This window comes from Enterobacter soli, assembly GCF_964208575.1.
In the GTDB taxonomy this organism is placed as follows: Bacteria; Pseudomonadota; Gammaproteobacteria; order Enterobacterales; family Enterobacteriaceae; genus Enterobacter; species Enterobacter soli_A.
The window spans coordinates 48,564-71,965 of the sequence record NZ_CAXOFU010000005.1 but is presented as its reverse complement, the minus strand read 5'-3'; the positions used below and the strand labels follow the sequence as shown (position 1 = coordinate 71,965).

The 23,402-nt window shown below is 56.3% G+C and carries 21 protein-coding genes and 1 pseudogene; 13 read left to right on the top strand and 9 right to left on the bottom strand.

Annotation, left to right across the window (positions count from 1 at the left end):
- Positions 1-228: 228 nt before the first annotated feature.
- The 9 genes and pseudogenes from AB6V08_RS06530 (at position 229) to AB6V08_RS06490 (ending at position 8,959) form a co-directional block, all read left to right on the top strand.
- Positions 229-720, top strand: coding sequence for an Hcp family type VI secretion system effector (locus tag AB6V08_RS06530; protein WP_368541924.1), 492 nt, complete (start codon positions 229-231; stop codon positions 718-720).
- 188 nt (positions 721-908) lie between these two features.
- On the top strand, positions 909-1,910 hold the full coding sequence (locus AB6V08_RS06525) for an LLM class flavin-dependent oxidoreductase (RefSeq protein ID WP_368541923.1): 1,002 nt from the start codon (positions 909-911) through the stop codon (positions 1,908-1,910).
- Positions 1,907-3,028 (top strand): amidohydrolase, encoded by a 1,122-nt coding sequence (locus tag AB6V08_RS06520; protein ID WP_368541922.1) that lies wholly within the window; start codon positions 1,907-1,909, stop codon positions 3,026-3,028. Before AB6V08_RS06525 ends, AB6V08_RS06520 begins: the two co-directional genes overlap by 4 nt.
- Positions 3,029-3,045: 17 nt before the next feature.
- Positions 3,046-5,309 (top strand): annotated as a pseudogene (locus AB6V08_RS06515) (NtaA/DmoA family FMN-dependent monooxygenase).
- Between the two features lie 9 nt (positions 5,310-5,318).
- Positions 5,319-5,828 (top strand): GNAT family N-acetyltransferase, encoded by a 510-nt coding sequence (locus AB6V08_RS06510; RefSeq protein WP_368541921.1) that lies wholly within the window; start codon positions 5,319-5,321, stop codon positions 5,826-5,828.
- Between the two features lie 9 nt (positions 5,829-5,837).
- Positions 5,838-6,764, top strand: coding sequence for an amino acid ABC transporter permease (locus AB6V08_RS06505; RefSeq protein WP_368541920.1), 927 nt, complete (start codon positions 5,838-5,840; stop codon positions 6,762-6,764).
- Positions 6,748-7,521 carry an amino acid ABC transporter ATP-binding protein gene (locus AB6V08_RS06500; protein ID WP_368541919.1) on the top strand — a complete coding sequence of 258 codons (774 nt, stop codon included), beginning with the start codon at positions 6,748-6,750 and terminating at the stop codon, positions 7,519-7,521. The genes AB6V08_RS06505 and AB6V08_RS06500 overlap by 17 nt, the downstream gene beginning before the upstream one ends.
- A gap of 9 nt (positions 7,522-7,530) precedes the next feature.
- Positions 7,531-8,418: an ABC transporter substrate-binding protein gene (locus tag AB6V08_RS06495; protein ID WP_368541918.1), complete on the top strand. Its 888-nt coding sequence runs from the start codon at positions 7,531-7,533 to the stop codon at positions 8,416-8,418.
- A 232-nt stretch (positions 8,419-8,650) separates the two neighbouring features.
- Positions 8,651-8,959 carry a Rap1a/Tai family immunity protein gene (locus tag AB6V08_RS06490; protein ID WP_368541917.1) on the top strand — a complete coding sequence of 103 codons (309 nt, stop codon included), beginning with the start codon at positions 8,651-8,653 and terminating at the stop codon, positions 8,957-8,959.
- A gap of 287 nt (positions 8,960-9,246) precedes the next feature.
- Here the strand turns inward: AB6V08_RS06490 and AB6V08_RS06485 are convergent, their stop codons facing one another.
- The 4 genes from AB6V08_RS06485 to galB are packed head-to-tail and all read right to left on the bottom strand — an operon-like array spanning position 9,247 to position 12,644.
- On the bottom strand, positions 9,247-10,110 hold the full coding sequence (locus AB6V08_RS06485; protein WP_368541916.1) for an NAD(P)-dependent oxidoreductase: 864 nt from the start codon (positions 10,108-10,110) through the stop codon (positions 9,247-9,249).
- The gene (locus tag AB6V08_RS06480; RefSeq protein WP_368541915.1) at positions 10,110-11,192 is read right to left on the bottom strand and encodes a 4-oxalomesaconate tautomerase; all 1,083 of its coding nucleotides are present in this window, start codon (positions 11,190-11,192) and stop codon (positions 10,110-10,112) included. Before AB6V08_RS06480 ends, AB6V08_RS06485 begins: the two co-directional genes overlap by 1 nt.
- Position 11,193: 1 nt before the next feature.
- On the bottom strand, positions 11,194-11,907 hold the full coding sequence (locus AB6V08_RS06475) for a 4-carboxy-4-hydroxy-2-oxoadipate aldolase/oxaloacetate decarboxylase (protein ID WP_368541914.1): 714 nt from the start codon (positions 11,905-11,907) through the stop codon (positions 11,194-11,196).
- Positions 11,904-12,644: a 4-oxalmesaconate hydratase gene (galB, locus tag AB6V08_RS06470; RefSeq protein ID WP_368541913.1), complete on the bottom strand. Its 741-nt coding sequence runs from the start codon at positions 12,642-12,644 to the stop codon at positions 11,904-11,906. The genes AB6V08_RS06475 and galB overlap by 4 nt, the downstream gene beginning before the upstream one ends.
- Before the next feature lie 128 nt (positions 12,645-12,772).
- Between galB and AB6V08_RS06465 the strand changes: the two genes are divergently transcribed.
- A complete protein-coding gene (locus AB6V08_RS06465) occupies positions 12,773-13,999 on the top strand; it encodes a LysR family transcriptional regulator (RefSeq protein WP_368541912.1) in 1,227 nt (408 codons plus the stop codon).
- Here AB6V08_RS06465 and AB6V08_RS06460 read toward each other — a convergent pair.
- The 5 genes from AB6V08_RS06460 to AB6V08_RS06445 form a co-directional block, all read right to left on the bottom strand.
- Complete coding sequence (locus AB6V08_RS06460; RefSeq protein ID WP_368541911.1) at positions 13,996-15,258, bottom strand: gallate dioxygenase; 1,263 nt, start codon at positions 15,256-15,258, stop codon at positions 13,996-13,998. The two genes, AB6V08_RS06465 and AB6V08_RS06460, sit on opposite strands and share 4 nt — an antisense overlap.
- Positions 15,259-15,271: 13 nt before the next feature.
- Entirely contained in the window at positions 15,272-16,642 is a 1,371-nt protein-coding gene (locus AB6V08_RS06455; RefSeq protein WP_368541910.1) for an MFS transporter, read from the bottom strand.
- 373 nt (positions 16,643-17,015) lie between these two features.
- Positions 17,016-18,401: an APC family permease gene (locus AB6V08_RS06450; protein WP_368541909.1), complete on the bottom strand. Its 1,386-nt coding sequence runs from the start codon at positions 18,399-18,401 to the stop codon at positions 17,016-17,018.
- Entirely contained in the window at positions 18,391-18,555 is a 165-nt protein-coding gene (locus AB6V08_RS23220) for a YmjE family protein (protein WP_439649861.1), read from the bottom strand. Before AB6V08_RS23220 ends, AB6V08_RS06450 begins: the two co-directional genes overlap by 11 nt.
- A gap of 157 nt (positions 18,556-18,712) precedes the next feature.
- Positions 18,713-20,131, bottom strand: coding sequence for a glutamine synthetase family protein (locus AB6V08_RS06445; RefSeq protein WP_368541908.1), 1,419 nt, complete (start codon positions 20,129-20,131; stop codon positions 18,713-18,715).
- Between the two features lie 212 nt (positions 20,132-20,343).
- Here AB6V08_RS06445 and puuD point away from each other — a divergent pair, with 212 nt between their 5' ends.
- The 3 genes from puuD (at position 20,344) to puuC (ending at position 23,400) form a co-directional block, all read left to right on the top strand.
- Entirely contained in the window at positions 20,344-21,108 is a 765-nt protein-coding gene (gene puuD, locus AB6V08_RS06440) for a gamma-glutamyl-gamma-aminobutyrate hydrolase (RefSeq protein ID WP_368541907.1), read from the top strand.
- A gap of 26 nt (positions 21,109-21,134) precedes the next feature.
- Positions 21,135-21,692 carry an HTH-type transcriptional regulator PuuR gene (gene puuR, locus AB6V08_RS06435; RefSeq protein ID WP_368541906.1) on the top strand — a complete coding sequence of 186 codons (558 nt, stop codon included), beginning with the start codon at positions 21,135-21,137 and terminating at the stop codon, positions 21,690-21,692.
- A 220-nt stretch (positions 21,693-21,912) separates the two neighbouring features.
- Positions 21,913-23,400 carry an aldehyde dehydrogenase PuuC gene (gene puuC, locus AB6V08_RS06430; RefSeq protein ID WP_368541905.1) on the top strand — a complete coding sequence of 496 codons (1,488 nt, stop codon included), beginning with the start codon at positions 21,913-21,915 and terminating at the stop codon, positions 23,398-23,400.
- Positions 23,401-23,402 lie beyond the last annotated feature (2 nt).

Here is a 23,402-nt window from a genome sequence, read left to right as displayed (position 1 = left end):
CATATTTTATTTTTATCATTTTTTGTATGGGGCATTTATTCCCGGAGCCGGAGATATATATTTCTTATGACTTTGCAGTAAAAATATGTGACCTCCTATTTGAAGACGTAAATGCCGATTCTATTTATGATGCCTATTCGTTAATTGACTGGGTGTTAATCATGACAATAACTTTATTTATAACCTTTTCAACTATGAAATTAATAACAAAAATAAGGAAAAAATAGAATGCCAATTCCTCCCTATATGTGGCTAACAGATGATGGTGGTGCCGATATCAAAGGTGCTGTTGATGTTCAGGGTCGCGAAGGCAGCATTGAGATCATTGGGTTAAGTCATGGGATTCACTTGCCAGTAGACAGCGCCAACGGGAAAATTACGGGTACACGGCAACACTCTTCAATGATGATTGAGAAAGAAGTGGATAGCTCAACGCCATATCTCTATAAAGCAGCGGCAACGGGTCAAACGCTTAAAAGCGCAGAAATTGGCTTTTACCATATTAACGATGCCGGGCAGGAGGTTTGTTACTACACGGTTCTAATGGAGGGCGTGAAGATCACGGGTGTAAACTGCAGCGTTCCAAATGTTAAACTTTCCGCCAATGATAAAATAAATCACGTTGAAAGCGTCAGCCTGCAATACGAGAAAATTACCTGGCGAATTGTGGATGGTAATATCACTTACACTGATGCCTGGAACGAAAGACCTACAGTGTAAAAGTAGTCGCCTGTAACAAATCAAACCACCCTCGCCCCCACCCAAAAGGGTGCCACCCAGCGCACCCTCTCTCTTTATCCCGCATTCGCTTTTCTGATTTCCGGCAAACCAAATGTAAATTAATTGTTTCTCACTGGTGAAATCGACCTTTAATAATGACGACATGTTAAGTCAAACGAGAAAACAACATGTCCTGGCAAATCAGTATTCTGGATAAAAGCCCCATCGCTGAAAACGAAACCGCCGCGGATGCGCTGGCGCGTACTTTGAGCCTGGCGCAGCAGGCCGAAGCGCTGGGCTATCACCGCTTCTGGATTGCCGAACACCACAATACCCCTCAGCTTGCCAGCCCGTCGCCGGAGCTGCTGATTGCCTGGATCCTCGGGCAAACCCGGCGGATCCGCGTGGGGTCAGGCGGCGTCATGCTTCAGCACTACAGTCCTTATAAAGTCGCGGAAAATTTCAACGTGCTGGCCGCCATCGCGCCGGGACGGGTGGATCTGGGCGTCGGTAAAGCCCCTGGCGGGCTACCGCTCTCTACGCGTGCGCTCCAGCACGGTCTGAACCAGCAGGAGAAGGGCAGCTTTGCCGATCAGCTCGCGCAGCTCGATGGCTGGCTACACGCTCAGCACGCCTCCCCGGACGACGCCGTGCGCGCAACGCCGCTGCCGCCGGTCCCCGCGCAGGGTTTCCTGCTGGGTGCCAGCACCGAAAGCGCGCTGCTGGCCGCGAGCCTGGACTGGCATTTTGTCTTTGCCGCCCACCTGAACGGCGACCCGGACCTGCTGCGCGACGTCATTACGACCTGGCGGAATAACAGCGCGCGGGAGGTCATCGTCGCGGTGCAGGCCATCGTTGCCGACTCCCAGGAGCAGGCCGATGCTCTGGCGCAAAAAGTAGAAGTCTGGGGCGTGGAGCTGGCAAACGGCCAGCGCGTAACCGTCGCCAGCGAAGAGCAGGCCTACGCCTTTGCGCGTCAGGCCGGGAGCGAGCCGGTGCGTATCGCCCGCCGCGCCCAGTCGTTACTGGCAGGAACGGCAGAGTCCGTGCTGGAACAGCTACACGCCCTGCACGAGCAGTGGGGCATTGACGAATTCATTATCGATACGCCGGTTGCCGATGGCGCAACGCGCATCCAGTCCCTGCGCCTGCTGGCGCAGGCGCGTCTTAACAGGGAGGTCACCGTATGAGTTTTGCTGAACAACTGATTGCCTGGCGCAGGGAACTGCACCAGAACCCGGAGCTGTCGGGTCAGGAAGTGGAAACCACCGCCAGGCTGCGCGAGTGGCTCACCGGGGCCGGGATCGCGCCGCTGCCCTACGATCTCACCACCGGGCTGGTGGCGGAAATAGGCTCGGGCAGCAAGCTGATTGCGCTGCGGGCCGATATCGACGCGCTGCCCATTGAAGAGCGCAGCGGCGTGCCATTCAGCTCCCAGCGTTCGGGCGTGATGCACGCCTGCGGGCACGACATTCACACCAGCGTCATTCTCGGCGCGGCGCTGAAGCTGAAGGAGCGCGAAGCTTCCCTCAACGGGCGGGTGCGCATTCTGTTCCAGCCGGCGGAAGAGAACTTTGGCGGCGCGAAAAGCATGGTTCGCGCCGGGGCGCTGCGCGACGTGAGCGCCATCTTCGGGATGCACAACGAGCCGGGGCTGCCGGTGGGGGAATTCGCCACCCGCGGCGGGCCGTTCTACGCCAACGTCGACCGCTTTGTTATCCGCATTACCGGTAAAGGGGCCCACGCGGCGCGTCCGCACGAGGGTAACGACGCCATCGTGCTGGCAAGCCAGCTGGTGACGGCGCTGCAAAGCGTTGCCAGCCGTAACGTGAACACCCTGGACTCCGTGGTACTGAGCGTCACGCGCATCGCCGGGGGCAATACCTGGAACGTGCTGCCCGAAAGCGTCGAGCTGGAAGGGACGCTGCGCACCCATCGCACCGAGGTGCAGCAAAACGTGAAGGCGCGGGTAGGGGAAATCGCCGCCGGTTTTGCCAGCGCGTTCAGCGCCCAGATCGACATCACCTGGTACGCGGGGCCAACCGCGCTGGTGAATGACGAACGCTGGGCGGAATTTGCCACCTCGGTTGCCCGCGAAGCGGGATATGAAACCCAGCATGCCGCGCTGCACATGGGCGGCGAGGATTTCGCGGTCTATCTACAGCAAATCCCCGGGGCGTTTGTCAGCATTGGCAGCAATAGCCCGTATGGATTACATCATCCGGCGTTTAATCCAGATGAAGCCCTAATCGAACCCGCTGCCCGCTATTTTGCACAGCTTGCGGAAAAAGCACTGCAACACGTTTAATCAAATAAGAGGTGAATATGTCTGCAACCCGACAATTGCGGCTGGGAACCATTTTGCATGGCGCTTCCGGGAATATGTCTGCGTGGCGCCATCCGGCGGCTACTGCTGATGCCAGCATTAATTTTAACTTCGTAAAAGAAACGGCCTTAAAAGCGGAAGAAGGGAAGCTCGATTTCTTATTTGTCGCCGACGGACTTTATATTAACGAAAAATCCATTCCGCACTTTTTAAACCGCTTTGAGCCGCTCACGGTATTATCCGCCCTGGCCAGCATCACCTCGCGTCTGGGGCTGGTGGGAACCTTATCCACCTCCTACAGCGAGCCGTTCACCGTGGCGCGCCAGTTTGCCAGCCTCGATCATCTGAGCAACGGGCGTGCGGGCTGGAACGTGGTCACCTCGCCGCTGGAAGGCTCGGCGAAGAACTTCTCCCGCGAGAAGCACCCCGAGCACGCGCTGCGCTACCGTATTGCGGACGAATACCTCGACGTGGTGAAAGGGCTGTGGGACTCCTGGGAAGGCGACGCCTTCGTGCGCAATAAAGAGAGCGGCCAGTTCTTTGACGCGTCAAAGCTTCACACCCTTAACCATCACGGTGATTTCTTCCAGGTGGCCGGGCCGCTGAATATTGGCCGCACCCCGCAGGGGCGTCCGATTGTATTTCAGGCTGGCGCATCGGAAGACGGTAAAAAGCTGGCGGCGAAACACGCCGACGCCATCTTTACCCATCACGACACCTACGAAGAGGCGCAGGCCTTTTATCGCGACGTGAAACAGCAGCTGGAATTAAACGGTCGCCGCACCGGGGATTTACATATATTCCAGGGCGTGAGCGTGATTGTCGGAAAAGACGCCGACGATGTCGAAAACCAATATCAAACGACCGCCGCGCTGGTCTCTGTTAACGACGCGCTGAATTACCTCGGGCGTTATTTCGAACATCACGATTTTAGCCAGTATCCGCTGGATGAGCCGTTCCCGGACATCGGCGATCTGGGGCAGAACAGCTTCCGCAGCACCACCGATGAAATCAAGCGCAACGCCCGCGAACGCAAGCTGACCCTGCGCCAGGTGGCGCTGGAAGCCGCCTCTCCGCGCCCGCGCTTCTCCGGTACGCCGGAGCAGGTGGCGGACGGGCTTCAGGCGTGGTTCGAAGGCTACGCCGCCGACGGATTCATCATTCAGGGCGGTACGCCGGATACCTTCCCGCACTTTGTTGACCAGGTTGTGCCTGTCCTGCAGGCGCGCGGCCTGTTCCGCACGGAATACCCCGGCACCACGCTTCGCGAAAGCCTGGGCTTAGAACAACCTGAAAATCAGTTCACACAACAATAAAAGAGAACCCCGCTATGCAGAAAACTTCGCTTATTCTGGCGCTTGCGCTGGCTTTTGCTCCTGCCGTCTGGGCAGAGAATGTGAACATTAACGGCACGGGCGTCAGCCTGGAGGCCAATAAAACGCCGATCAACACGGCGAAAAACAGCGAGGCGGTGGCGCAGCTGCCAAAAGATCACCGCTTCGCCGTGCCGGGGAAATTCACCGTGGCGGTTGCCGCGCTTAACTCTCCGCCGCTGACGGTGTTTTCCGACGACAACAAAACCCTGCTCGGCAGCGAGGTGGACGTGGCGCGTCTGGTGGCAGACAGCCTCGGGCTGGAGCTGAACGTGGTGCCAACCTCGTGGGAAGACTGGCCGCTCGGCGTGGCGTCCGGGAAATACGACGCGGCGATCAGCAACATCACCGTCACCAAAGAGCGCAAAGAGAAGTTTGACTTCGCCACCTACCGCAAGGACTCGCTGGGCTTCTACGTGAAATCCACCAGCCCGATTAAGTCTATCGAGAAGGCGGAAGACATCGCCGGGCTGCGCATTATCGTCGGGTCGGGCACCAACCAGGAGGCGATCCTGCTGGCGTGGAACGCCGAAAACCTCAAAAAAGGGCTGAAGCCGTTCACCCCGGTCTACACCAAAGACGATGCCGCGCAGACGCTGGCGATCCAGTCCGGGCGCGCCGATGCCTTCTTCGGCCCGAACGTGATCGGCGCGTGGAAAGCGGCGTTAACGGGTAAAACTAAGCTGGTGGGCAGCGTCGACGGCGGCTGGCCGAAGGCGGCGCACATTGCGGTCACCCTGAAAAAAGGCAGCGGCCTGGTGGAGCCGGTACAAACCGCGCTTAACGGCGTCATCAAAAACGGTGACTACGACAAGGTGCTGAACCGCTGGGGGGAAGGGGTGGAGCGCATCCCAAGTTCAGAGGTTAACCCCGCCGGTCTGGGCGATTAAGGAGGCCGTATGAGCGAGCAATTTCGTGACGTTTCGCCGGAGGATGCTGAACTTCAGCCCATTATTGAGGGCCTGTTCGGTGAATACGCCGCCCGCTACGGCGACTATTTTTCCAAAGATGCGGAAGTCGAGCTGACCGAGTGGTATCTGGCGCCGCAGGGGCTGTTTATCGTGCTGGAGCGCGACGGAGAGATCATCGCCACCGGCGCGTACAAGCCCTTTGATGAACGCACCGCTGAAATCAAACGCATCTGGACGCACAAGGCCCTGCGCCAGCAGGGGCTCGCCGCGCGGGTGGTGCAGGAGCTGGAGCGTCGGGCGGTGCTGGCGGGCTACAGCCAAATCTACCTGACAACCGGCTTTCGCCAGCCGGAGGCGGTCAGGCTTTACATCAGCCAGGGCTATCAGCCGCAGTTCGATCTCAATCGGGATCCGGAAGAGTACAGCCAGCCGCCGTTCGACGGGCGGCTGCGCTTCACCAAAACCCTGGTACGCGAAGCGTTCAGTAAAACCGCATGAGGAGCGACGATGAATAACGTTGAAACCATAAAGGTGGTCCCGGCGCGTTATCCGCTGCGCGCGGTCGGCGCCGTGGCGGCACTGTTTGTGCTGGCGGTGGTCATTCAGTCCGTGGCCTTTAACCCGCGCTGGGAATGGGCGGTGTTCGCCCGCTGGTTCTTCGATCCGGTGATTCTGGAGGGCCTGGGCCAGACGCTGCTTCTGACGCTTATCGGCACCGCCCTGAGCGTGGTGATTGGCGGGATGCTGGCGCTGGCGCGGCTGTCCTCCTCCTGGCTGCTCAGCAGCCTGGCGTGGGGATACATCTGGCTGTTCCGCTCGCTGCCGCTGATTGTGGTGCTGATCATCCTGTATAACTTTTCCTATCTCTACGACACCCTGTCCCTCGGCGTACCGTTTACGGGCATCACCTGGGGCAGCTTTGAAACCATCAACGTGCTGGGGCAGTTTTCCACCGCCGTGGTGGGGCTGACGCTGGTGCAAAGCGCCTATACGGCGGAGATTATCCGCGGCGGGTTCCTCGGGGTCGACCACGGTCAGTACGAAGCGGCTGCCGCGCTGGGGCTGCCCGCCTGGCGCCGTACCGTGCGCATTATTCTGCCCCAGGCGCTGCGCACCATACTGCCTGCGGGCTTTAACGAGATCATCAGCCTCGCGAAGGGCACGGCGATGGTGTACGTCCTGGCGATGCCGGAGCTGTTCTACACCATCCAGATGATCTACAACCGCACTCAGGAAGTGATCCCGCTGCTGATGGTTGGGGCGGTGTGGTACCTGGTGATCACTACCGTTCTGTCCATCATTCAGCACCTGGTGGAGCGAGGCCTGGCCCGCAGCGAGCGCCGCTCGGCCGTAAACCAGAACCGCGCCGCCAGCCGCACGCGCACCGTAACCACTTCCCAGACGCAGGAGCCCGTCCATGCAAGCCTCTCCTGAAGGACATATTTCCATTACCGGGGTCAGCAAGTTCTTTGGCCGCCACAAAGCGCTCGATAACGTTACCCTGGAGATCCCGCCGGGTTCGGTGACGGTGATCCTCGGGCCGTCCGGCTCGGGGAAATCCACGCTGCTGCGCACCATTAACCATCTGGAGCGCGTAGACGAGGGCTTTATTCAGATAGACGGGGACTACATTGGCTACCGTCGTCAGGGCGATAAGCTCTATGAGCTCAAAGAGAAAGAGATCCTCAAACAGCGCGTGAACGTCGGCTACGTGTTCCAGAACTTCAACCTGTTTCCCCACCTGACGGTGCTGGAAAACCTGATTGAAGCGCCGATTGCGCACAAGCAGCTGACCCGCAAAGAGGCCATCGAGCGGGCCCACGGCCTGCTGGACGTGGTCGGCCTGCGCGATAAGGCCGACGCCTGGTCGCGGCATCTTTCCGGCGGGCAGCAGCAGCGCATCGCCATTGCCCGCGCGCTGGCGCTGCGTCCTCGCGTGATGCTGTTCGACGAGCCGACGTCGGCGCTTGACCCGGAGCTGGTGGGCGAGGTGCTGGACGTGATCAAAAAGCTGGCGCGCTCCGGCACCACGCTGGTGGTGGTCACCCACGAGATCGGCTTTGCGCGGGAAGTGGCGGACCAGGTGGTGTTTATGGTCGATGGTAAAATCGTCGAGCAGGGCAGCAGCGACGAGGTGCTGAACCGTCCATCCCACGCGCGAACGCGCCAGTTTCTGTCGAAAGTGCTGTAAGGAGCGAGCATGAAATATAGCGTTCTGGCGCTGTTCGGCGTGGTTTTCGCCGGTCACGCCAGCATTGATTTGAAAGCCAACGAACAGCCGCTGCCGGTGACGGTGGACAGGGAGGCGGTGGCGAAAATCCCCGCTAACTATAAATTTGTCGAGCCGGGAACCTTAACCGTCGCCATTTCGGCGCTCAACTCCCCGCCGCTGGCGCTGCTGGGCAGTGATAACCGCACGCGCATCGGCAGCGACCCGGATATCGCCCGTTTGCTGGCGGGCAGCCTCGGGCTGAAGCTGAAGCTGGTGCCAACCGCCTGGGAGGACTGGCCGCTGGGCATCACCTCCGGGCGCTACGACGTGGCGCTGGTTAACATTGCGGTGACCGAGCAGCGTAAAGAGAAGTTTGATTTTGCGACCTACCGCGTCGACTCTCTGGCCTTTTCGGTGAAATCCACCAGCGATATTCAGTCGATTCAACGCGCTGAAGATCTGGCGGGGAAAAAGGTGATCGTCGGCTCCGGTACCAACCAGGAGCGGATCCTGCTCGGCTGGAACGAGGAGAACAAAAAGGCGGGGCGCGAGCCCGCGCTGCCGGTCTATCTCACCGACGATGCCTCCGGCAATCTGTACATCCAGTCCGGCAGGGCGGACGTGTTCTTCGGCCCGCAGTCGGTTTCCGCCTATAAAGCGGCGCTCACCGGCAAAACCCGCGTGGTCGGCTTAGGGCCGAAAAAGGCTTACGTCGCCACCACCACCAAAAAGGACAACCAGCTGGTGTACGCGCTGCAGGCCGCCCTGGACGGCGCCATTAAGCGCGGCGAGTACCAGAAGGTGCTGGCCCGCTGGGGCGAGCAGGGTGAAGCGGTGGCGCAGTCGGAGGTTAATCCACCGGGGATAACGTATTAGAGGCACCGTTGCCGGATTGATAGTCTGCTTCGTGGCGGGAGCAGACGTTGACGAAAGGGATCTTTGCCTGAACGCTGCGAAGTTTTTCATCATTATCAGGAAAGTTTAGCGGTCATACATTTCTTTATTCCGCTATAGGTGGAATGACAATCAATTATTAAACAAATAAGCAATCTACAAATCTATATATTCATAACAGTATAATTTCTCCTGGAAACATAAGGAGAGCAGAATGAAATCATTATGTGGAAGTCTGTTGTTTCTGGCAGGAATAATGTCCCCTTACGCAGGTGCTTATTTAGTTAATGGCGAAATGTTGCTTGATGATATCGAAAAAAGAAGCGCTGCTGCCGCGGGTTATGTTGAAGGTGTGACGGACACGCTAAATAACAGCCAGTTCTGCATACCGGCAGGCACCGGAACGAGGCAGTTAAAGGCGGTTGTGAAGGAGTATCTGGTCAATAACTCTGCGCTGAGTGCACAGCCTGCCGCGCATTCGGTTTCTACGGCGCTGAAAGCATCGTTCCCGTGCGGTGGCTAACAATATGAAAAGCGCTACGTCTGGTTAAGGCTGCAGGGAGATTCCACGTGACTTTCTCCCCGCAGTGGGTTCAATAAAGAGCCGCTTCCGGACGCAATATCCCGCCCCTCCATATAAGGCAAGCGCCAGCGTTTGCCTTCGTGTTCAATAAAAAACGTGCAGATGAATGCGAGGTAAGAAAATACGCTCATTCATCTGCCCGGGCCAGACCTTATTTTTCAAACATAATTCTGGCTTTATTAAGCTCATTCTGAGCTTCTATAAATTTTCTTGTTTATTTCGTGTTTTTATTTCACGCCCGCCAGCGCTTTCCAGTTAAACGGCTCAAGCTGGGCATAGGTCATTCCCAGCTCGGCCATACGATCTGGCAGGTGGCGTTGGGCTATCGCCGTTGCCTGGCTCATCACACTTTCCCCCGCTGCATCGCTTAGGGTTTTGACCACTTCTTCCATCTCTTCACTGCGCCGGATACCGTGCTCAGCAATTCTGCTTATCAGGTAGTCGGGGAAGGTGTCCTTCCAACCCAATGAGGGGAAGCTGGCGTGGAGCGATGCCAGCACCTGCTCCTCAACACCGTAATGGTGGGCGGCGAACAGGCATTCGGCGGTAAGTGCTTCCAGCCCTTTAATCATCACGCTGCGGCACATCTTGATAGCCGACACGCTGCCCACGTAGTTACCGCCGTAGCGGGCATTACATCCAAGTTTAGTGAGTAACTCTGCGATTGCTTCTGCCTCTCTTCCCCCCGTCAACAGTGGCGTTCGGAGTGCCCCCGGGGGGACCGGAGCCATCACCGCGACATCGACATAAGCGCCGGGCTTAAAGTATTCCGCAGCCTGGCGTTTGGTCTGCGGAGCGACGGAGTTAAGGTCAAGAAAATACTGCGTATCGGTCATTAGCGGTGCAGCGTGCGAGGCGACATCAAGGGCGGATCCTGCGGTGACGGTGGAAAATACGAGTTCGGCACCAGCCAACGCGTCAGCCAGGGAGATCGCCGCCCGCACGCCCCCCCGATGCGCCTTCGTTATCATTGCATCGCGCTCAGGACCATTCAGCTTGCAATCCCAGACGGTGACCGGATTCTCCTTAGCCAGCGCATCGGCCAGAATGCCGCCCGCTTCGCCATAACCAATAAACGTTATTGCCGTCATTATTGTTCCTCACCTGGCCAGATCTGCGTCGGTATAAAGACATCACCGGCAAACAGCAGGCGTGCGGTACGCAGGAGTCCGCAACCTGCCAGCTGACCGTTATCATCGAGTCGGAGTGCCACGCTAAATTCACCGCCTGGGTGTTCCACACTCAGTTCCGGGGCACGTTCAAGATCCGCCAGCCCCTGTGCTACAGAGTCAGGTATCAGGCAAGCGCTGGCGACGCTGACCGCACCGAGAACGCCAATCGAGGCATGACAGCGGTGCGGAATAAAGGTTCGGCTGCTGATCGCTCCTCCCGCACGCGGTTCGGCGATCAGCGTCATTTTAGGTACGCTACGTTGCGTCACATTGCCCAGGTTCATCCGCGGCCCGGCCTGAAGCCGAATCGACTCCAGTCGCTGCTTCAGTTCAACGTCGGCATCGAGCTGCTCACGTGTTTCATAGCCGGTACGCCCCAGGTCGTTGGCGCGGATCAGGACGACGGGCATCCCGTTATCGATGCAGGTAACATCAATGTCGTCAAAACGATCCCTGGCATGGCCAGTAGGCAGCAGGGCGCCGCAGCTTGAGCCCGCCACATCGGGGAAATTGAGCACAATTCTGCTGGCTGAGCCGGGCACGCCGTCAATGCGGGTGTCCCCTGCATACTCCACCCCTTCATTGCCGCAGGGCACCTCAGCAACCGCAAGCTGACCGGTGTTTTCCATAAAAATGCGCACCCGGGTCAGGGGGGCGACGCAGTCAACCAGGCCGCGCTCAATGGCAAAAGGCCCGACTGCCGCCAGAATGTTGCCGCAGTTTTGTCCATAATCGACCACGGCACGATCGACATTAACCTGAGCAAAAAGATAATCGACGTCAGCATCCGGCCGGGTCGAGCGGCGAATAATCGCCACCTTGCTGGTCAACGGATCGGCACCGCCAATACCGTCGATTTGGCGCGCATCCGGCGACCCCATGACAGCCAGTAAAACCGTATCCCTTTGGGCGGGATCCTGCGGTAAATCCTCAGCCAGAAAACAGGCTGCTTTCGAGGTGCCGCCGCGCATCAGCAGGCAGGGAATTCTGTGTTGCCCCATGTTAGCTCTCCACATCGTCAGCGCTGTCGTAGTAACGCAGCCCTTTTTCGGCCAGGCGCGGACGCATGGCATAAATATCCAGCCCCAGTTCGCCATTGCACATCCGCTTGCGTTTCGCCTCTTCGTTCGCCATCCGCGTTTCGGCTTTTGCCAGTACCTGGCGGGCGAGGGCGTGCGGGATGACCACCACACCGTCATCATCGGCCACAACCACATCTCCTGGCGTGACCAGCTGACCAGCACAGATAATCGGGACGTTAACCGAGCCCAGCGTCTCTTTCACCGTCCCCTGGGCGTAAACCTGCCGGGACCAGACGGCGAAGCCCATTTCGCGGAGGGTATGAGAATCACGGATGCCGATATCACCCACCAGGCCGACGACGCCGCGCGACTGTAACGACGTAGCCAGCAGATCGCCAAAAAAGCCATCGCCGCAGGGGGAGGTGGGGGCCACCACGAGGATATCGCCCGGGCGGCACTGCTCGACGGCAACGTGGAACATCCAGTTATCCCCGGGCGTGACCAGCACCGTGACCGCGTTTCCGGCACGGCATATTCCTTGTTGTATCGGTCTGATGTGCGGCGCCATAAGCCCCTGACGTTCAAATGCCTCATGGAGCGTCGCGACTCCCGCCGCGGTAAACAGGCGCAGCGCGGCCTCGTCATGGCGGGGAAGGGTGCGGATCACCACCCCTTTGCGATTCAGCAGGTTCATGCGAGGTTCTCCGTTACGCGCGGGAAGATGCTCTGGAAGCCTTCGGCATGGACGATGTCGCGCGCAGCGGTGATGCCAATATTACGTTTAGCCTGCACGCCCCGCTGAAGCGCCACGCGGGTATAGTATTCCCACAGGTGTTCCTGGCCCTGCATGCACTGGATTGCCTGGTATTTTTTCTCCCAGACGCGGGTGATATCCAGCAGGACGTCCGGCTTCCAGCTGCACTGCTCCGGCTGATGCGGTTCAAAGCAGTATACCGGCGGCGCCTGCACAACAGGTTCACCAGGACGGTATCCTTCAGCCTGAGCGATGATGCGGGCTTCCTGGGCCAGGTTCGATGCCATCGGGTGATCGTAGTTATAGGGATCCTGCATGGAGTGGGTCAGGACAAAGTGCGGCTGTACGCGGCGATAAACATCCGCCAGGCGGAACAGCGTCTCTTTGTCAGCGCGCAGCGGATAGTCGCCAATATCAAAAAACTCCACGCTGGCACCCAGAATGTCGGCGGCAGCCTGCGCCTCTTCCCGACGATGATGTTTTACCGTTTCTTCAGTCATATTGACTTTGCGCCACAGTTTGGCGGACTCCCCGCGCTCGCCGAACGACAGGCAGACGATATGCACCTGATAGCCCTGCTCAACGTGCAGGGCTATCGCACCGCCTGCACGCCAGACGAAATCGGCGGAATGGGCGCTGACGACAAGGGCACTTTTTTCACGAATCGGTTGGGACATGATGACTTCCTCTGTTGTTTTTTTTCAGCTTGTCATGCCGCGCCCCGGGAAGATAATTCGTTAACTTGTGAACGCTATGATTTTTATTTATGTTGTTGTTAAGTTCATTCCATGACGACTTGCGTAAAATGCAGAAGAGAAGAAGAGATAATGCAATAAATATCATGCAGCTGCGTTTTTTCTGCCAGGTGGCCTTACGGGGAAGCGTATCCCGTGCTGCCGATGATTTATTCCGTACTCAGTCCGCCATTACGCGATCGATACGCGATCTTGAAAAGTCTCTGAACGTCATTCTTTTCGAACGTCACTACAGCGGCATGGTGCCAACAGAATACGGTAAGTGCATTTTGCCGCGTGCCAGGCGGGCGATAGAAGATTTACAGGCGATACCTGCGCTGATGCAAAAACTGAAAGTACGCGTCAGCGCGTCTGGCGCGCTGCCGGATGCGGGCTGGCTGTTCCATACCCGTCGGCTGGAAATTTTTATTCAGCTTTATCTTGTTAACCATACGCAGACCGTCGCTACCCAACTCGGGGTGACGCAGCCGGCGATCAGTGCAGCACTTAAAATTCTGGAAAAAGGGGCTGGTGCGGCGCTGTTTCGCCGGACGCCGGAAGGCGTTCGCCCGACGCCTGCGGCCGATGTGCTCTATCCCCATATCAGTAGGGCATTGAACGAACTGGATAACATCTGGAGCGATCTCGCCGCCCGTCACGGCGTGCTGGAAGGCAGCGTGCGGATAGGCGCGCTGCCGCTCAGCCGTACACAGCTGCTGCCCGGCGCGATCGCCAGTTTTCTTGCTCGCTATCCGGGCATCACGGTCATGACGAACGAGAGCCCGTATGAGTCCCTGGTGTCGGACATGCGTGCGGGCAATATTGATTTTATTATTGGCGCCCTGCGGCAGGATGAGGATCTCCCCGACCTGACAAGCGAAGCGCTCTTTGAAGAAGATATGTTAATTCTGGTGCGCAACGACCATCCGCTGCTGCGCGATCCTAATCCCAAAAGCAAACTGGCGCAGGCACAGTGGGTGCTGCCCCGCTCTAATGCCCCGGCGCGCCACCTGCTGGATAATGCCTTTATTTCCCTGGGCCTGACGCTGCCGCAACCCTGCGTTGAAACCGGTGACGCGGCAATGGTACGCGGCCTGCTGCTTAACTCAGACATGCTGGCGGCGGTATCCACCAGCCAGATGCGCTTTGAGATTGACAACGGCCTGCTCACCGTTTTGCCGGTTCGCCTGCCCGACACGACCCGCCGTATCGGGCTAACCTTTCGTGAGGGAAGCCTGCCGTCGCCAGCAACGCAGGCGCTCCTGGCGTTTATCCATCAACAGGTAGCGAAAAGCTAACGGGTACCCGCCACAGAATAGGTAACCTGCTGATTACGCGTTTTCTGAAACTCCTCCAGCGTTTGTCCGCGCATCGCGGCGTAGATATGCAGGTTCGAAACCCCCACCACGGCGCCCATTTTCTCCAGCAGGAAGAAGCTGGCGCCGTACTGGATCAGGCCACGCCAGTCGCGCTCGGTCAGCAGACGCTGCTCTTCCTGGCTCAGCCCCGCCTTGTCGTACAACTCCTGCGGCGTGTTCAGGAAGCGCGCGCGCCAGGCGGGCTGTGTCAGCTTATGCAGGAAACTGTTCAGCCGCAGGCCGTTCAGGCTGCGCTCGTGCGTAAAGGGATAGGTCCCGGGCAGGTTTTCCACCCCGGAAAGCTGTTGCGCCATATGCTTACGGTGACGGTCCAGGGTGTCTACCGGCGGTATACGGGCATTATTTTCAAGAATCAGCGTGGCGATGCCGGTCATTGAGGGCAAGTAATAATCACGCCAGGTTTCAGTGACATTGGCCGAAAGCGCGCCGCGCATCACAAGCCACATAATGACCTCTGAACCTTCCAGACCCCCGAGCGTCGCATACTCGCTGATAGTCATTTCGGTGAGCTTTTCCGGATCGTTAACCAGCATGTCGACAAACTGCGCGTCCCAGTCGGTATTGTTGAATCCACAGCGTTCTCCGTGAACCTGATGCGACAGCCCTCCGGTGGCGACAATGGCCACGTCGATATCCTCCGGATAGCTTTCAATGGCGCGACGTAAAGCCTGGCCAAGCTTATAGCAACGCTTAGCGCTGGGAACCGGGAACTGCAGTACGCCGATCTGCAGGGGGATCACCCGCGTTGGCCAGCCCTCATCCTGCTGCCAGGGCAAGAGCGCCGAGAGTGGTGAAAACAGCCCGTGGTCGAGCTTTTTATTCATAAAGAAAGACATATCAAACTCGTCGGCCATCAGGCTCGTACCAATATGCCGCGAGAGTGCCGCATCGCCTTTTACCGGCGGCAGGTCGCGCGGGCCGCCGCCTTCGTCCGCAACGTGATACTCATTGTCGATTCCGAGGGTGAAGGCGGAATAGTGGTCAAAGAAAAAGGCGGTAACGTGATCGTTAAAGATGTAGACCAGTGCGTCGGGCTTTTTCTCATCGAGCCAGCGCTGAAGTGGCTCAAAGCTCTGAAAAATAGGTGACCACGCCGGATCCTGCTGTTTGTGGTGATCCACTGCGAAGCCAATCGTCGGTGTATGTGAGACGGCAATACCGCCAAGAATTCGGGCCATGGGTAAACTCCAGTTATCGGTTATGCAAGGTTTGCGACAGTGCGCTCAGTTCTGCCTCTGTTGCGCGAGGCTCTTTTCGGTTCATACGGTGCAACAAAATCGCGATGCCCGCCAGACATGCCGGCAGGGCGAGCACCAGAAATATTGACGAGTGCCCCGGAACGGCCAGCATGATAACGCCGCCGAGCGTGGAGCTCAGAATCGCCCCGGTGCGGCCTATGCCGTGCATCCAGCTTACGCCCGTAGCGCGAATTTCAGTCTGGTAATAGGCGGGGGAATACGCCTGGAGCCCGTTTTGCGCGCCATTAATGCACATGCCGCTGATGAAGATGAGCACCGCCAGCGCGACAGAATTAAAGTCCATTACCCCCTGTGAGAGCAGGCACAGACAGCCAAGGAAGTAGGTGAAAGCAATCACTCTCTTCGCTGTGGTTTTGTCCATCAGGTAGCCGACAATAATGCCGCCAAGCGGGCCGCCGAGCTGGAATAAACCGGTAATAATCGCCGCCTGCTGCAGGGAAAGCCCACCCGAACGCAGGATAGTCGGCAACCAGCCGTTCAGCAGGTAAATAACAAACAGGCCCATAAAGTAAGTCAGCCACAGCGCAACCGTACCCCGGGCGTAACCGTGGCGGAACAGCTGAACAACTTTGCTGCGGCGGGAGATTTCCGGAGCATTAAGTTTGAAAACGGTATTCTCATTAAAATTACCCCCCAGGCGGCGCAATACCCGGGCAATTTTTGCAGCAGGCATTCGGCGGGCAACCATGCTCATCGCAGACTCCGGCAACATGCCGAACATTACCGGCAGGAGCAGCAGCGGCAGTACGCCACCAAAGATTAGCGCCGAGTGCCAGGTGTAATGCGAAAGCAGAGCAGCGGCGATAAATCCGCCAAGACCAGAGCCGACGTTAAAGCCGCTGTACATAAGAGTGATCATCAGACCCTTGCGACGCTCAGGCATATACTCTGCGACCAGCGTGACGCAGTTAGGCATAACCGCGCCCAGTCCAAGCCCCGTCAAAAAACGCAGCAAGGCAAGCTGCGTTGGGTTCTGTGCAAAGGCTGCCCCCAGGCTGAAGACCGCAAAAAAAGCAACCGAGCCGAGAAGGATCTGCTTGCGCCCGTAACGGTCCGATAGCGGTCCCGCCACCAGCGCCCCAATCGCCACGCCGAACATGGCGGCACCGAGGATCGGCCCTAGCTCGGCACGGCTGATGCCCCAGTCTTCGAGCAGGGCAGGAGCAATAAAGCCCATGACTGCCGCGTCGTAGCCATCAAGCATGATAATAAGAAAGCAAAGCAGCAGAACCTTCCACTGAAAACGTGATATCGGCTGGGCGTCGATCCACGCTTTTACATCAACAACCGTTGTTTGAGTCATAGGGTTACTTCCTTTAGCAGGCGATATGAATGTTCTGATTAGTGTTATGTGTTGAACGTTCGTAACCAACTTAAGGCAGGCGAGCGGCGGTGTCTGGTTCAAAAATCCAGTCGCAGGTATGAGTTTTATTTATATTGTGATGGACGTAGCGAAAAGAGATATCTCAGTACAACGAGGGTATATCACGAGGCGGCAGGCTTTAAGATAACCCATCAATAGCTCGATGAGTGCTTTAAGTCTTATTGAATACATTGGCATTCATGGGGTATTTGAACTGAGGTTGTGCAGACAGGTCGTGGGGTGATGGGAAAATAGAAACAGTATTAAAGTGCGGCAAATGTATCATTTACCGCACTGTGTAATTCAATCAGGCTTAACTTTCTGCACCGATCTTTTGCTCTGTGTTATACAGCGGCACTTTGCGATAGCGTCTCACCAGATAACAGAGATACAAGCCACCCAGCATCGCCCAGATGACGCCAAGCGTTAACGATGTGATTTCAAGGTTAATCCACAGCACGCCTACGGTTAGCGCGCCAATAAGCGGCATCAGCAGGTAGTGAAAATGATCTTTCCAGCTTTTGTTAAACCCTTTTCGCCGCCAGAAGTGGTTGAAGACGGACAGGTTAACAAAGGTAAACGCCACCAGTGCCCCAAAGTTGATCAGCGCCGTAGCGGTGACCAGATCGAAGAACAACGCGGACAGGGCAACGATTCCCACCATGATGACGTTGAGCGCCGGGGTTCTCCATTTCGGATGAACGTAGCCAAATACTCGCTCCGGAAAGACATTATCACGTCCCATTACGTACAGCAGCCGTGACACGCTGGCGTGTGAAGCCAGCCCAGAGGCAAGCGTGTTGACGAAGGTTGTACACAGGAAAATGGACTGGAACAACTTGCCCCCGACGTACAGGGCTATCTCCGGTAGGGCAGCATCGGGATCTTTAAAGCGGCTTATATCCGGGAAAAACAACTGCATGAAAAAAGACGCGGTGATGAAAATAATTCCACCGTATACCGCAGTGAGGAAAATCGCTTTAGGGATGACGCGAGCGGCATCCGGGGTCTCTTCTGACAGGGTTGTGACGGCGTCAAAGCCCAGGAATGAAAAGCAAACTATCGTTGCCCCGGTGATGATGGGGATCAGATGTGCATTCTGGCTGATAAAGGGCTGTAAAGACCACACGGTACCGGTGCCTTCGCCTTTATGAAGCCCGTGAACGACCAGCACAATAAAGACCACCATAATGGCTATTTGCACCAGAACAAACAGGGTATTGAAATTCGCCACCAGGTTAACGCTTTTCAGGTTAGCTGCGGTCAGGATAGCGACGAAGGTTACCACCCATACCCACGGCGGAACCTCGGGGAAGAGGGCGGAGAGATAAATCTTCGCCAGCAGGACGTTAATCATCGGCAGGAAGAGATAATCCAGCAGCGACGACCAGCCCACCATAAAGCCCACGTGGGGGTTTATCGACTTTTGTGCATAGGTATACGCTGAACCGGCCTCAGGAAACTGACGCACCAGCTTGCCGTAGCTGATAGCGGTAAACAGCACGCCCGCCAGCGCGAGCAGATAGGACGCCGGAACGTGGCCGTTGCTGATGCCAGAAACAATGCCGAAGGTATCAAACACGGTCATTGGCGTAAGATAGGCAAGCCCCATCATGACGACCTGCCATAATTTGAGCGATTTACGCAGACGGGTCTTTCCCGCTTGCACAGGAATATTCAGTGAAGTGTTAGTTGCCATTGGCTTGACCTCCACTGCGCAACGGGGTTTTTGATTGCGTCAACCTGGCATCAAACCTGTTTAGCAGCGGAAGCAAGAGGGTAACAGTAAAGTGGGTGCAGCGAGCGGCCAGGATTTCACACTCGCTGCCTCCTTCTCCTTGGGAAAACGTCATCATCGGTATCATCTCATTTCCTCGTCACAATATTAATCGTTACGGTAACCCGTTGCCGCCAGATTTCCATAACGCGACATACGGGAAATGTCTGGATTACCAGAAAATGTCAGACCAGGATCCCCTTAGCCCGTTATTACGGCGCCTTTGAAAGGCGCTATGCGTTTTTCAACATCCACTCAATTTCTGTATCTGTGATAAGCCGCTCAAATTGCAACAGCTCATCGTTCTTACACGCGTGGTAGACGTGGCAGAAACGTTCACCCAGATAGTGGCGAAGGTGGTCGTTTTGCATAAATTCCCACAGCGCATCGCTCTGGCGGATTGGGAAGGGCAACCCTTCCTGCACCAGACCGTTGCCTTCCACCTCTTCCTGCAGCGGCAGATCGCTGTCGAGACCGTGCAGAATGCCAGCAAAGATTGTCGCCATCACCAGATAGGGATTGGCGTCCGCCCCGGCTACGCGATACTCAACGCGGTGGTTTTGACGGTCGCCACAGGGGATGCGCAGGGCGACGGTACGGTTGTTGTGACCCCAGGATGCCTGAGTCGGGACGTACATCCCCGGCTGGAAGCGGCGATACGAGTTAACATTCGGTGCCAGCAGCGCCATGGACGACGGCATTAAATCGATCATCCCCGACAGGGCTTTTTTAAGCAGTGCAGAATCCTGACCATCCGCGTCGGAGAACGCATTATCGCCGCGATTGTTCAGCAGGCTGATGTGGATATGCATACCGCTACCGGCATGTTCTTCATACGGCTTGGCCATGAAGGTGGCGTGCATCTTATGTTTTTCCGCCATCAGACGCACCAGCCGCTTGAGCGCTAACGCATCGTCACAGGCATCAAGAACGTTATCGGTATGGTAGAGATTGATTTCAAACTGGCCAGGAGAAGCTTCAGCCACGGCACCATCGGCGGGGATCTTTTGCAGCTGCGCCAGCTCATCGATGTCGTTGAGCACGTCGGCGAAGTGATTGAGGTTATCGACGGAATAGACCTGGCTCTGAGTATTGCGGTCATCGGTGCCCGGTGCGCAAGGGGGCTGCAGATAGCCTTCGGCATCGCGCTTGCGGTCAAGTAAATAGAACTCCAGCTCTACCGCTACGACTGGGAACAGTCCGCGCTGGCGCAGCTGCTGCCACAGGCGGTTGAGAACGTTCCGCGGTTCAACGTCAAAGGGAGCGCCATCTTCATCAACCATGGTAAGTAACATCTGCCCAATATAGTCAGGATCGGCAGCGGAAGGGGTTAAGGTTCCCAGTACCGGCACGCAGGTGCGGTCAGGTTCGCCCACATCCTGGCCAAGCCCTGCCTCTTCGACGACATTTCCCAGGATATCCATGGCAAACACGGATGCAGGGAAGTAGCAGCCTTTTTCGAGTTTCTTCAGGCCAGAGACTGGAATGCGCTTCCCACGGAAGCAACCGTTCAGGTCGGTAAGGAGTACATCGACGTACTGTGTGTTGGGATACTGTTCAAGGTAATATTTAACTTCCTGCGCAAACGCGCTGCCCCGTCTCTCTTCTGATTGCTGAACATAGCTTTCAACTTCAACGATATTAGTTTCCATCTTTCTTCGCCTTAGGTTTAGTTTTCCACCTGCATTTGAGGTGTAAAATATAATGACCGTTATACGAATCTGTATGCAAACGAAATGTTTGTCAAATGTTAAAATGAAGTTGCAAGGACGAAAATCTACTGCTAGATTGAAAAAATATTGAACAGAAAGGTCATTTTAAACGCAGTAATGGCTTTAATTTAGTCCACTTTGTGAGAGCGATCATGGAAAATATAATGTACAAGCCGGTTATCGGTATCGTGATGTGCAGAAACAGGCTTAAGGGTCACGAGACCCAAACTCTGCAAGAAAAGTACCTGAATGCCATTATTCATGCTGGCGGTCTGCCGATTGCGCTGCCGCACGCGCTGGCAGAGCCGGAACTCCTTAATCAACTTCTTCCAAAACTTGATGGGATCTACCTCCCCGGTAGCCCCAGCAATGTGCAGCCGCACCTTTATGGTGAAAATGGCGATGAGCCTGACGCCGATCCAGGGCGAGATCTTCTGAGCATGACGTTGATTAACGCGGCACTCGAAAGGCGCATCCCCATTTTCGCCATTTGTCGTGGACTGCAGGAACTGGTTGTTGCGACGGGGGGCTCCCTGCACCGCAAGCTGTGTGAAGAGTCTGATTTACTGGAGCACCGGGAGGATCCTGAGCTGCCAGTGGAGCAGCAGTACGCGCCTTCCCATGAAGTTCAGGTGATAGAAGGCGGTTTATTATCACGGCTGTTACCAGACTGTAGTAACTTTTGGGTAAATTCACTGCACGGGCAGGGCGCTAAGGTAGTCAGCCCTCGGTTACGGGTTGAAGCACGCGCGCCGGATGGCGTGGTAGAGGCCGTGAGCGTTAATGATTACCCCTTTGCTCTGGGCGTGCAGTGGCACCCGGAATGGAATAGTAGCGAGTACGCGCTTTCGCGTATATTGTTCGATGGTTTTATCACCGCATGTAAGAACCATATCGCTGAAAAGCAGCGACTCTGACCTCTACAGTTAAGGAAATGTACATTATGAGTGATGACGGACTGGCGCCAGGAAAACGGTTGTCGGAAATCCGCCAGAAACAGGGGCTTTCACAACGTCGAGCCGCTGAACTCTCTGGATTGACGCACAGTGCTATCAGCACGATTGAGCAGGATAAAGTCAGCCCAGCGATCAGTACTCTGCAAAAGCTGCTGAAAGTTTATGGTCTGTCACTCTCGGAGTTTTTTTCCGAGCCGGAAAAACCTGACGAGCCGCAGGTGGTCATTAATCAGGATGACCTGATTGAAATGGGCAGTCAGGGGGTGTCGATGAAGCTGGTTCATAACGGGAATCCTAATCGCACGCTGGCAATGATTTTTGAAACGTATCAGCCGGGAACCACTACCGGCGAGAGAATAAAGCATCAGGGTGAGGAGATCGGTACGGTGCTGGAAGGTGAAATTGTTCTGACGATTAACGGCCAGACCTATCACCTGGTGGCGGGACAAAGCTATGCCATTAACACCGGCATACCACACAGCTTCAGCAATACGTCAGCTGGGGTCTGCCGCATTATCAGTGCCCATACGCCAACGACGTTTTAATCTCTCATTAATATAGCGACTGACAGATTACCTGTTATTCGCCGTAGTAAAGAATACCTTATTCCGCCGGGATGTTATTCGCGGCGGAATAAGAAAAGTATTTAAATTAAATAAGAATGTATAAGCGCAATTATGGGTTATTTACTCAGGGCGCTTTGCGGCCTGCTGTCGGCCAACGTTCTGCTAAACATCGTTCTAACACCATGAAACAGGAGTCAAAATGAATTTTCATCATCTGGCTTACTGGCAGGATAAAGCTTCAAATCTCGCCTTTGAAACTCGCTTATTTATTAACGGTGAATATTGTTCCGCGGCCGACGGCACCACTTTTGAAACCTTCGACCCGTATGGTCAGGCACCCCTTGCAAATATTGCTCGCGGTAAAAGCGCCGATGTTGAATTTGCGGTGAAGGGCGCTCGCGCCGTATTTGACAGCGGCGACTGGTCAAATGCCGCGCCGTCAAAACGTAAAGCCGTGCTGAGTAAATTCGCGGATCTCATTGAAGCCAATGCGGAAGAGCTGGCGCTGCTGGAAACGCTGGATACGGGAAAACCGATTCGTCACAGCCTGCGCGACGATGTGCCAGGCGCGGCGCGCGCCATACGCTGGTACGCTGAAGCGCTGGATAAAGTTTATGGCGAGGTCGCGACAACAAGCAGCCAGGAACTGGCAATGATCGTGCGCGAGCCGGTTGGGGTGGTGGCCGCCATTGTGCCGTGGAATTTCCCGCTGCTGTTAACCTGCTGGAAGCTCGGCCCCGCGCTGGCGGCAGGTAACAGCGTTATTTTGAAACCCTCGGAAAAATCGCCGCTAACGGCGCTGCGTCTGGCCGGTCTGGCAAAAGAAGCCGGTCTTCCGAATGGCGTACTGAACGTAATCAGCGGTTTCGGGCATGAGGCCGGGCAAGCGCTTTCTCGCCATCCGGATGTCGACGTTATCGCGTTCACCGGCTCAACGCGCACTGGCAAGCAGCTTCTCAAAGATGCGGGCGACAGCAATATGAAACGCGTCTGGCTGGAAGCGGGGGGTAAAAGTGCGAACATTGTTTTCGCCGACTGCCCGGATCTGCAGCAGGCGGTGAGCGCCACCGCAGGCGGTATTTTCTATAACCAGGGGCAGGTGTGCATTGCCGGTACCCGACTGCTGCTTGAAGAAAGCATTGCCGATGCGTTTTTAGATCTTCTGCAACGGCAGGTCTCACTTTGGCAGCCGGGCCATCCGCTCGACCCGTCCACAACGATGGGTACCCTCATCGACAGCGCTCACGCCGATACGGTTCATTCGTTTATTCGTGATGGAGAGCAAACCGGCCAGCTGCTGGTGGATGGCCGTCAAACTGGCTGTCCTGCGGCAATCGGCCCGACCGTTTTCGTGAATGTTGATCCGCAAGATCGCTTGAGTCAGGAAGAAATTTTCGGCCCGGTACTGGTGGTAACGCGCTTCTCATCCGAAGACCAGGCCGTGGCGCTTGCCAATAACAGTCAGTATGGACTGGGTGCCGCAGTATGGACGCGAGACTTATCCCGCGCGCACCGCCTGAGCCGCCGTCTTAAGGCTGGCTCGGTGTTCGTGAACAACTATAACGACGGTGATATGACGGTGCCGTTCGGCGGGTATAAGCAGAGCGGCAACGGTCGTGATAAATCACTTCATGCCCTTGATAAATTCACTGAAATCAAAACCATCTGGATCAGCCTGGAGGCTTAATC

Coding starts and splice junctions, on each gene's coding strand:
- AB6V08_RS06530 (WP_368541924.1), top strand. CDS start 229: ATGCCAATTCCTCCCTATATGTGGCTAACAGATGATGGTGGTGCCGAT.
- AB6V08_RS06525 (WP_368541923.1), top strand. CDS start 909: ATGTCCTGGCAAATCAGTATTCTGGATAAAAGCCCCATCGCTGAAAAC.
- AB6V08_RS06520 (WP_368541922.1), top strand. CDS start 1,907: ATGAGTTTTGCTGAACAACTGATTGCCTGGCGCAGGGAACTGCACCAG.
- AB6V08_RS06510 (WP_368541921.1), top strand. CDS start 5,319: ATGAGCGAGCAATTTCGTGACGTTTCGCCGGAGGATGCTGAACTTCAG.
- AB6V08_RS06505 (WP_368541920.1), top strand. CDS start 5,838: ATGAATAACGTTGAAACCATAAAGGTGGTCCCGGCGCGTTATCCGCTG.
- AB6V08_RS06500 (WP_368541919.1), top strand. CDS start 6,748: ATGCAAGCCTCTCCTGAAGGACATATTTCCATTACCGGGGTCAGCAAG.
- AB6V08_RS06495 (WP_368541918.1), top strand. CDS start 7,531: ATGAAATATAGCGTTCTGGCGCTGTTCGGCGTGGTTTTCGCCGGTCAC.
- AB6V08_RS06490 (WP_368541917.1), top strand. CDS start 8,651: ATGAAATCATTATGTGGAAGTCTGTTGTTTCTGGCAGGAATAATGTCC.
- AB6V08_RS06485 (WP_368541916.1), bottom strand. CDS start 10,110: ATGACGGCAATAACGTTTATTGGTTATGGCGAAGCGGGCGGCATTCTG.
- AB6V08_RS06480 (WP_368541915.1), bottom strand. CDS start 11,192: ATGGGGCAACACAGAATTCCCTGCCTGCTGATGCGCGGCGGCACCTCG.
- AB6V08_RS06475 (WP_368541914.1), bottom strand. CDS start 11,907: ATGAACCTGCTGAATCGCAAAGGGGTGGTGATCCGCACCCTTCCCCGC.
- galB (WP_368541913.1), bottom strand. CDS start 12,644: ATGTCCCAACCGATTCGTGAAAAAAGTGCCCTTGTCGTCAGCGCCCAT.
- AB6V08_RS06465 (WP_368541912.1), top strand. CDS start 12,773: ATGCAGAAGAGAAGAAGAGATAATGCAATAAATATCATGCAGCTGCGT.
- AB6V08_RS06460 (WP_368541911.1), bottom strand. CDS start 15,258: ATGGCCCGAATTCTTGGCGGTATTGCCGTCTCACATACACCGACGATT.
- AB6V08_RS06455 (WP_368541910.1), bottom strand. CDS start 16,642: ATGACTCAAACAACGGTTGTTGATGTAAAAGCGTGGATCGACGCCCAG.
- AB6V08_RS06450 (WP_368541909.1), bottom strand. CDS start 18,401: ATGGCAACTAACACTTCACTGAATATTCCTGTGCAAGCGGGAAAGACC.
- AB6V08_RS23220 (WP_439649861.1), bottom strand. CDS start 18,555: ATGACGTTTTCCCAAGGAGAAGGAGGCAGCGAGTGTGAAATCCTGGCC.
- AB6V08_RS06445 (WP_368541908.1), bottom strand. CDS start 20,131: ATGGAAACTAATATCGTTGAAGTTGAAAGCTATGTTCAGCAATCAGAA.
- puuD (WP_368541907.1), top strand. CDS start 20,344: ATGGAAAATATAATGTACAAGCCGGTTATCGGTATCGTGATGTGCAGA.
- puuR (WP_368541906.1), top strand. CDS start 21,135: ATGAGTGATGACGGACTGGCGCCAGGAAAACGGTTGTCGGAAATCCGC.
- puuC (WP_368541905.1), top strand. CDS start 21,913: ATGAATTTTCATCATCTGGCTTACTGGCAGGATAAAGCTTCAAATCTC.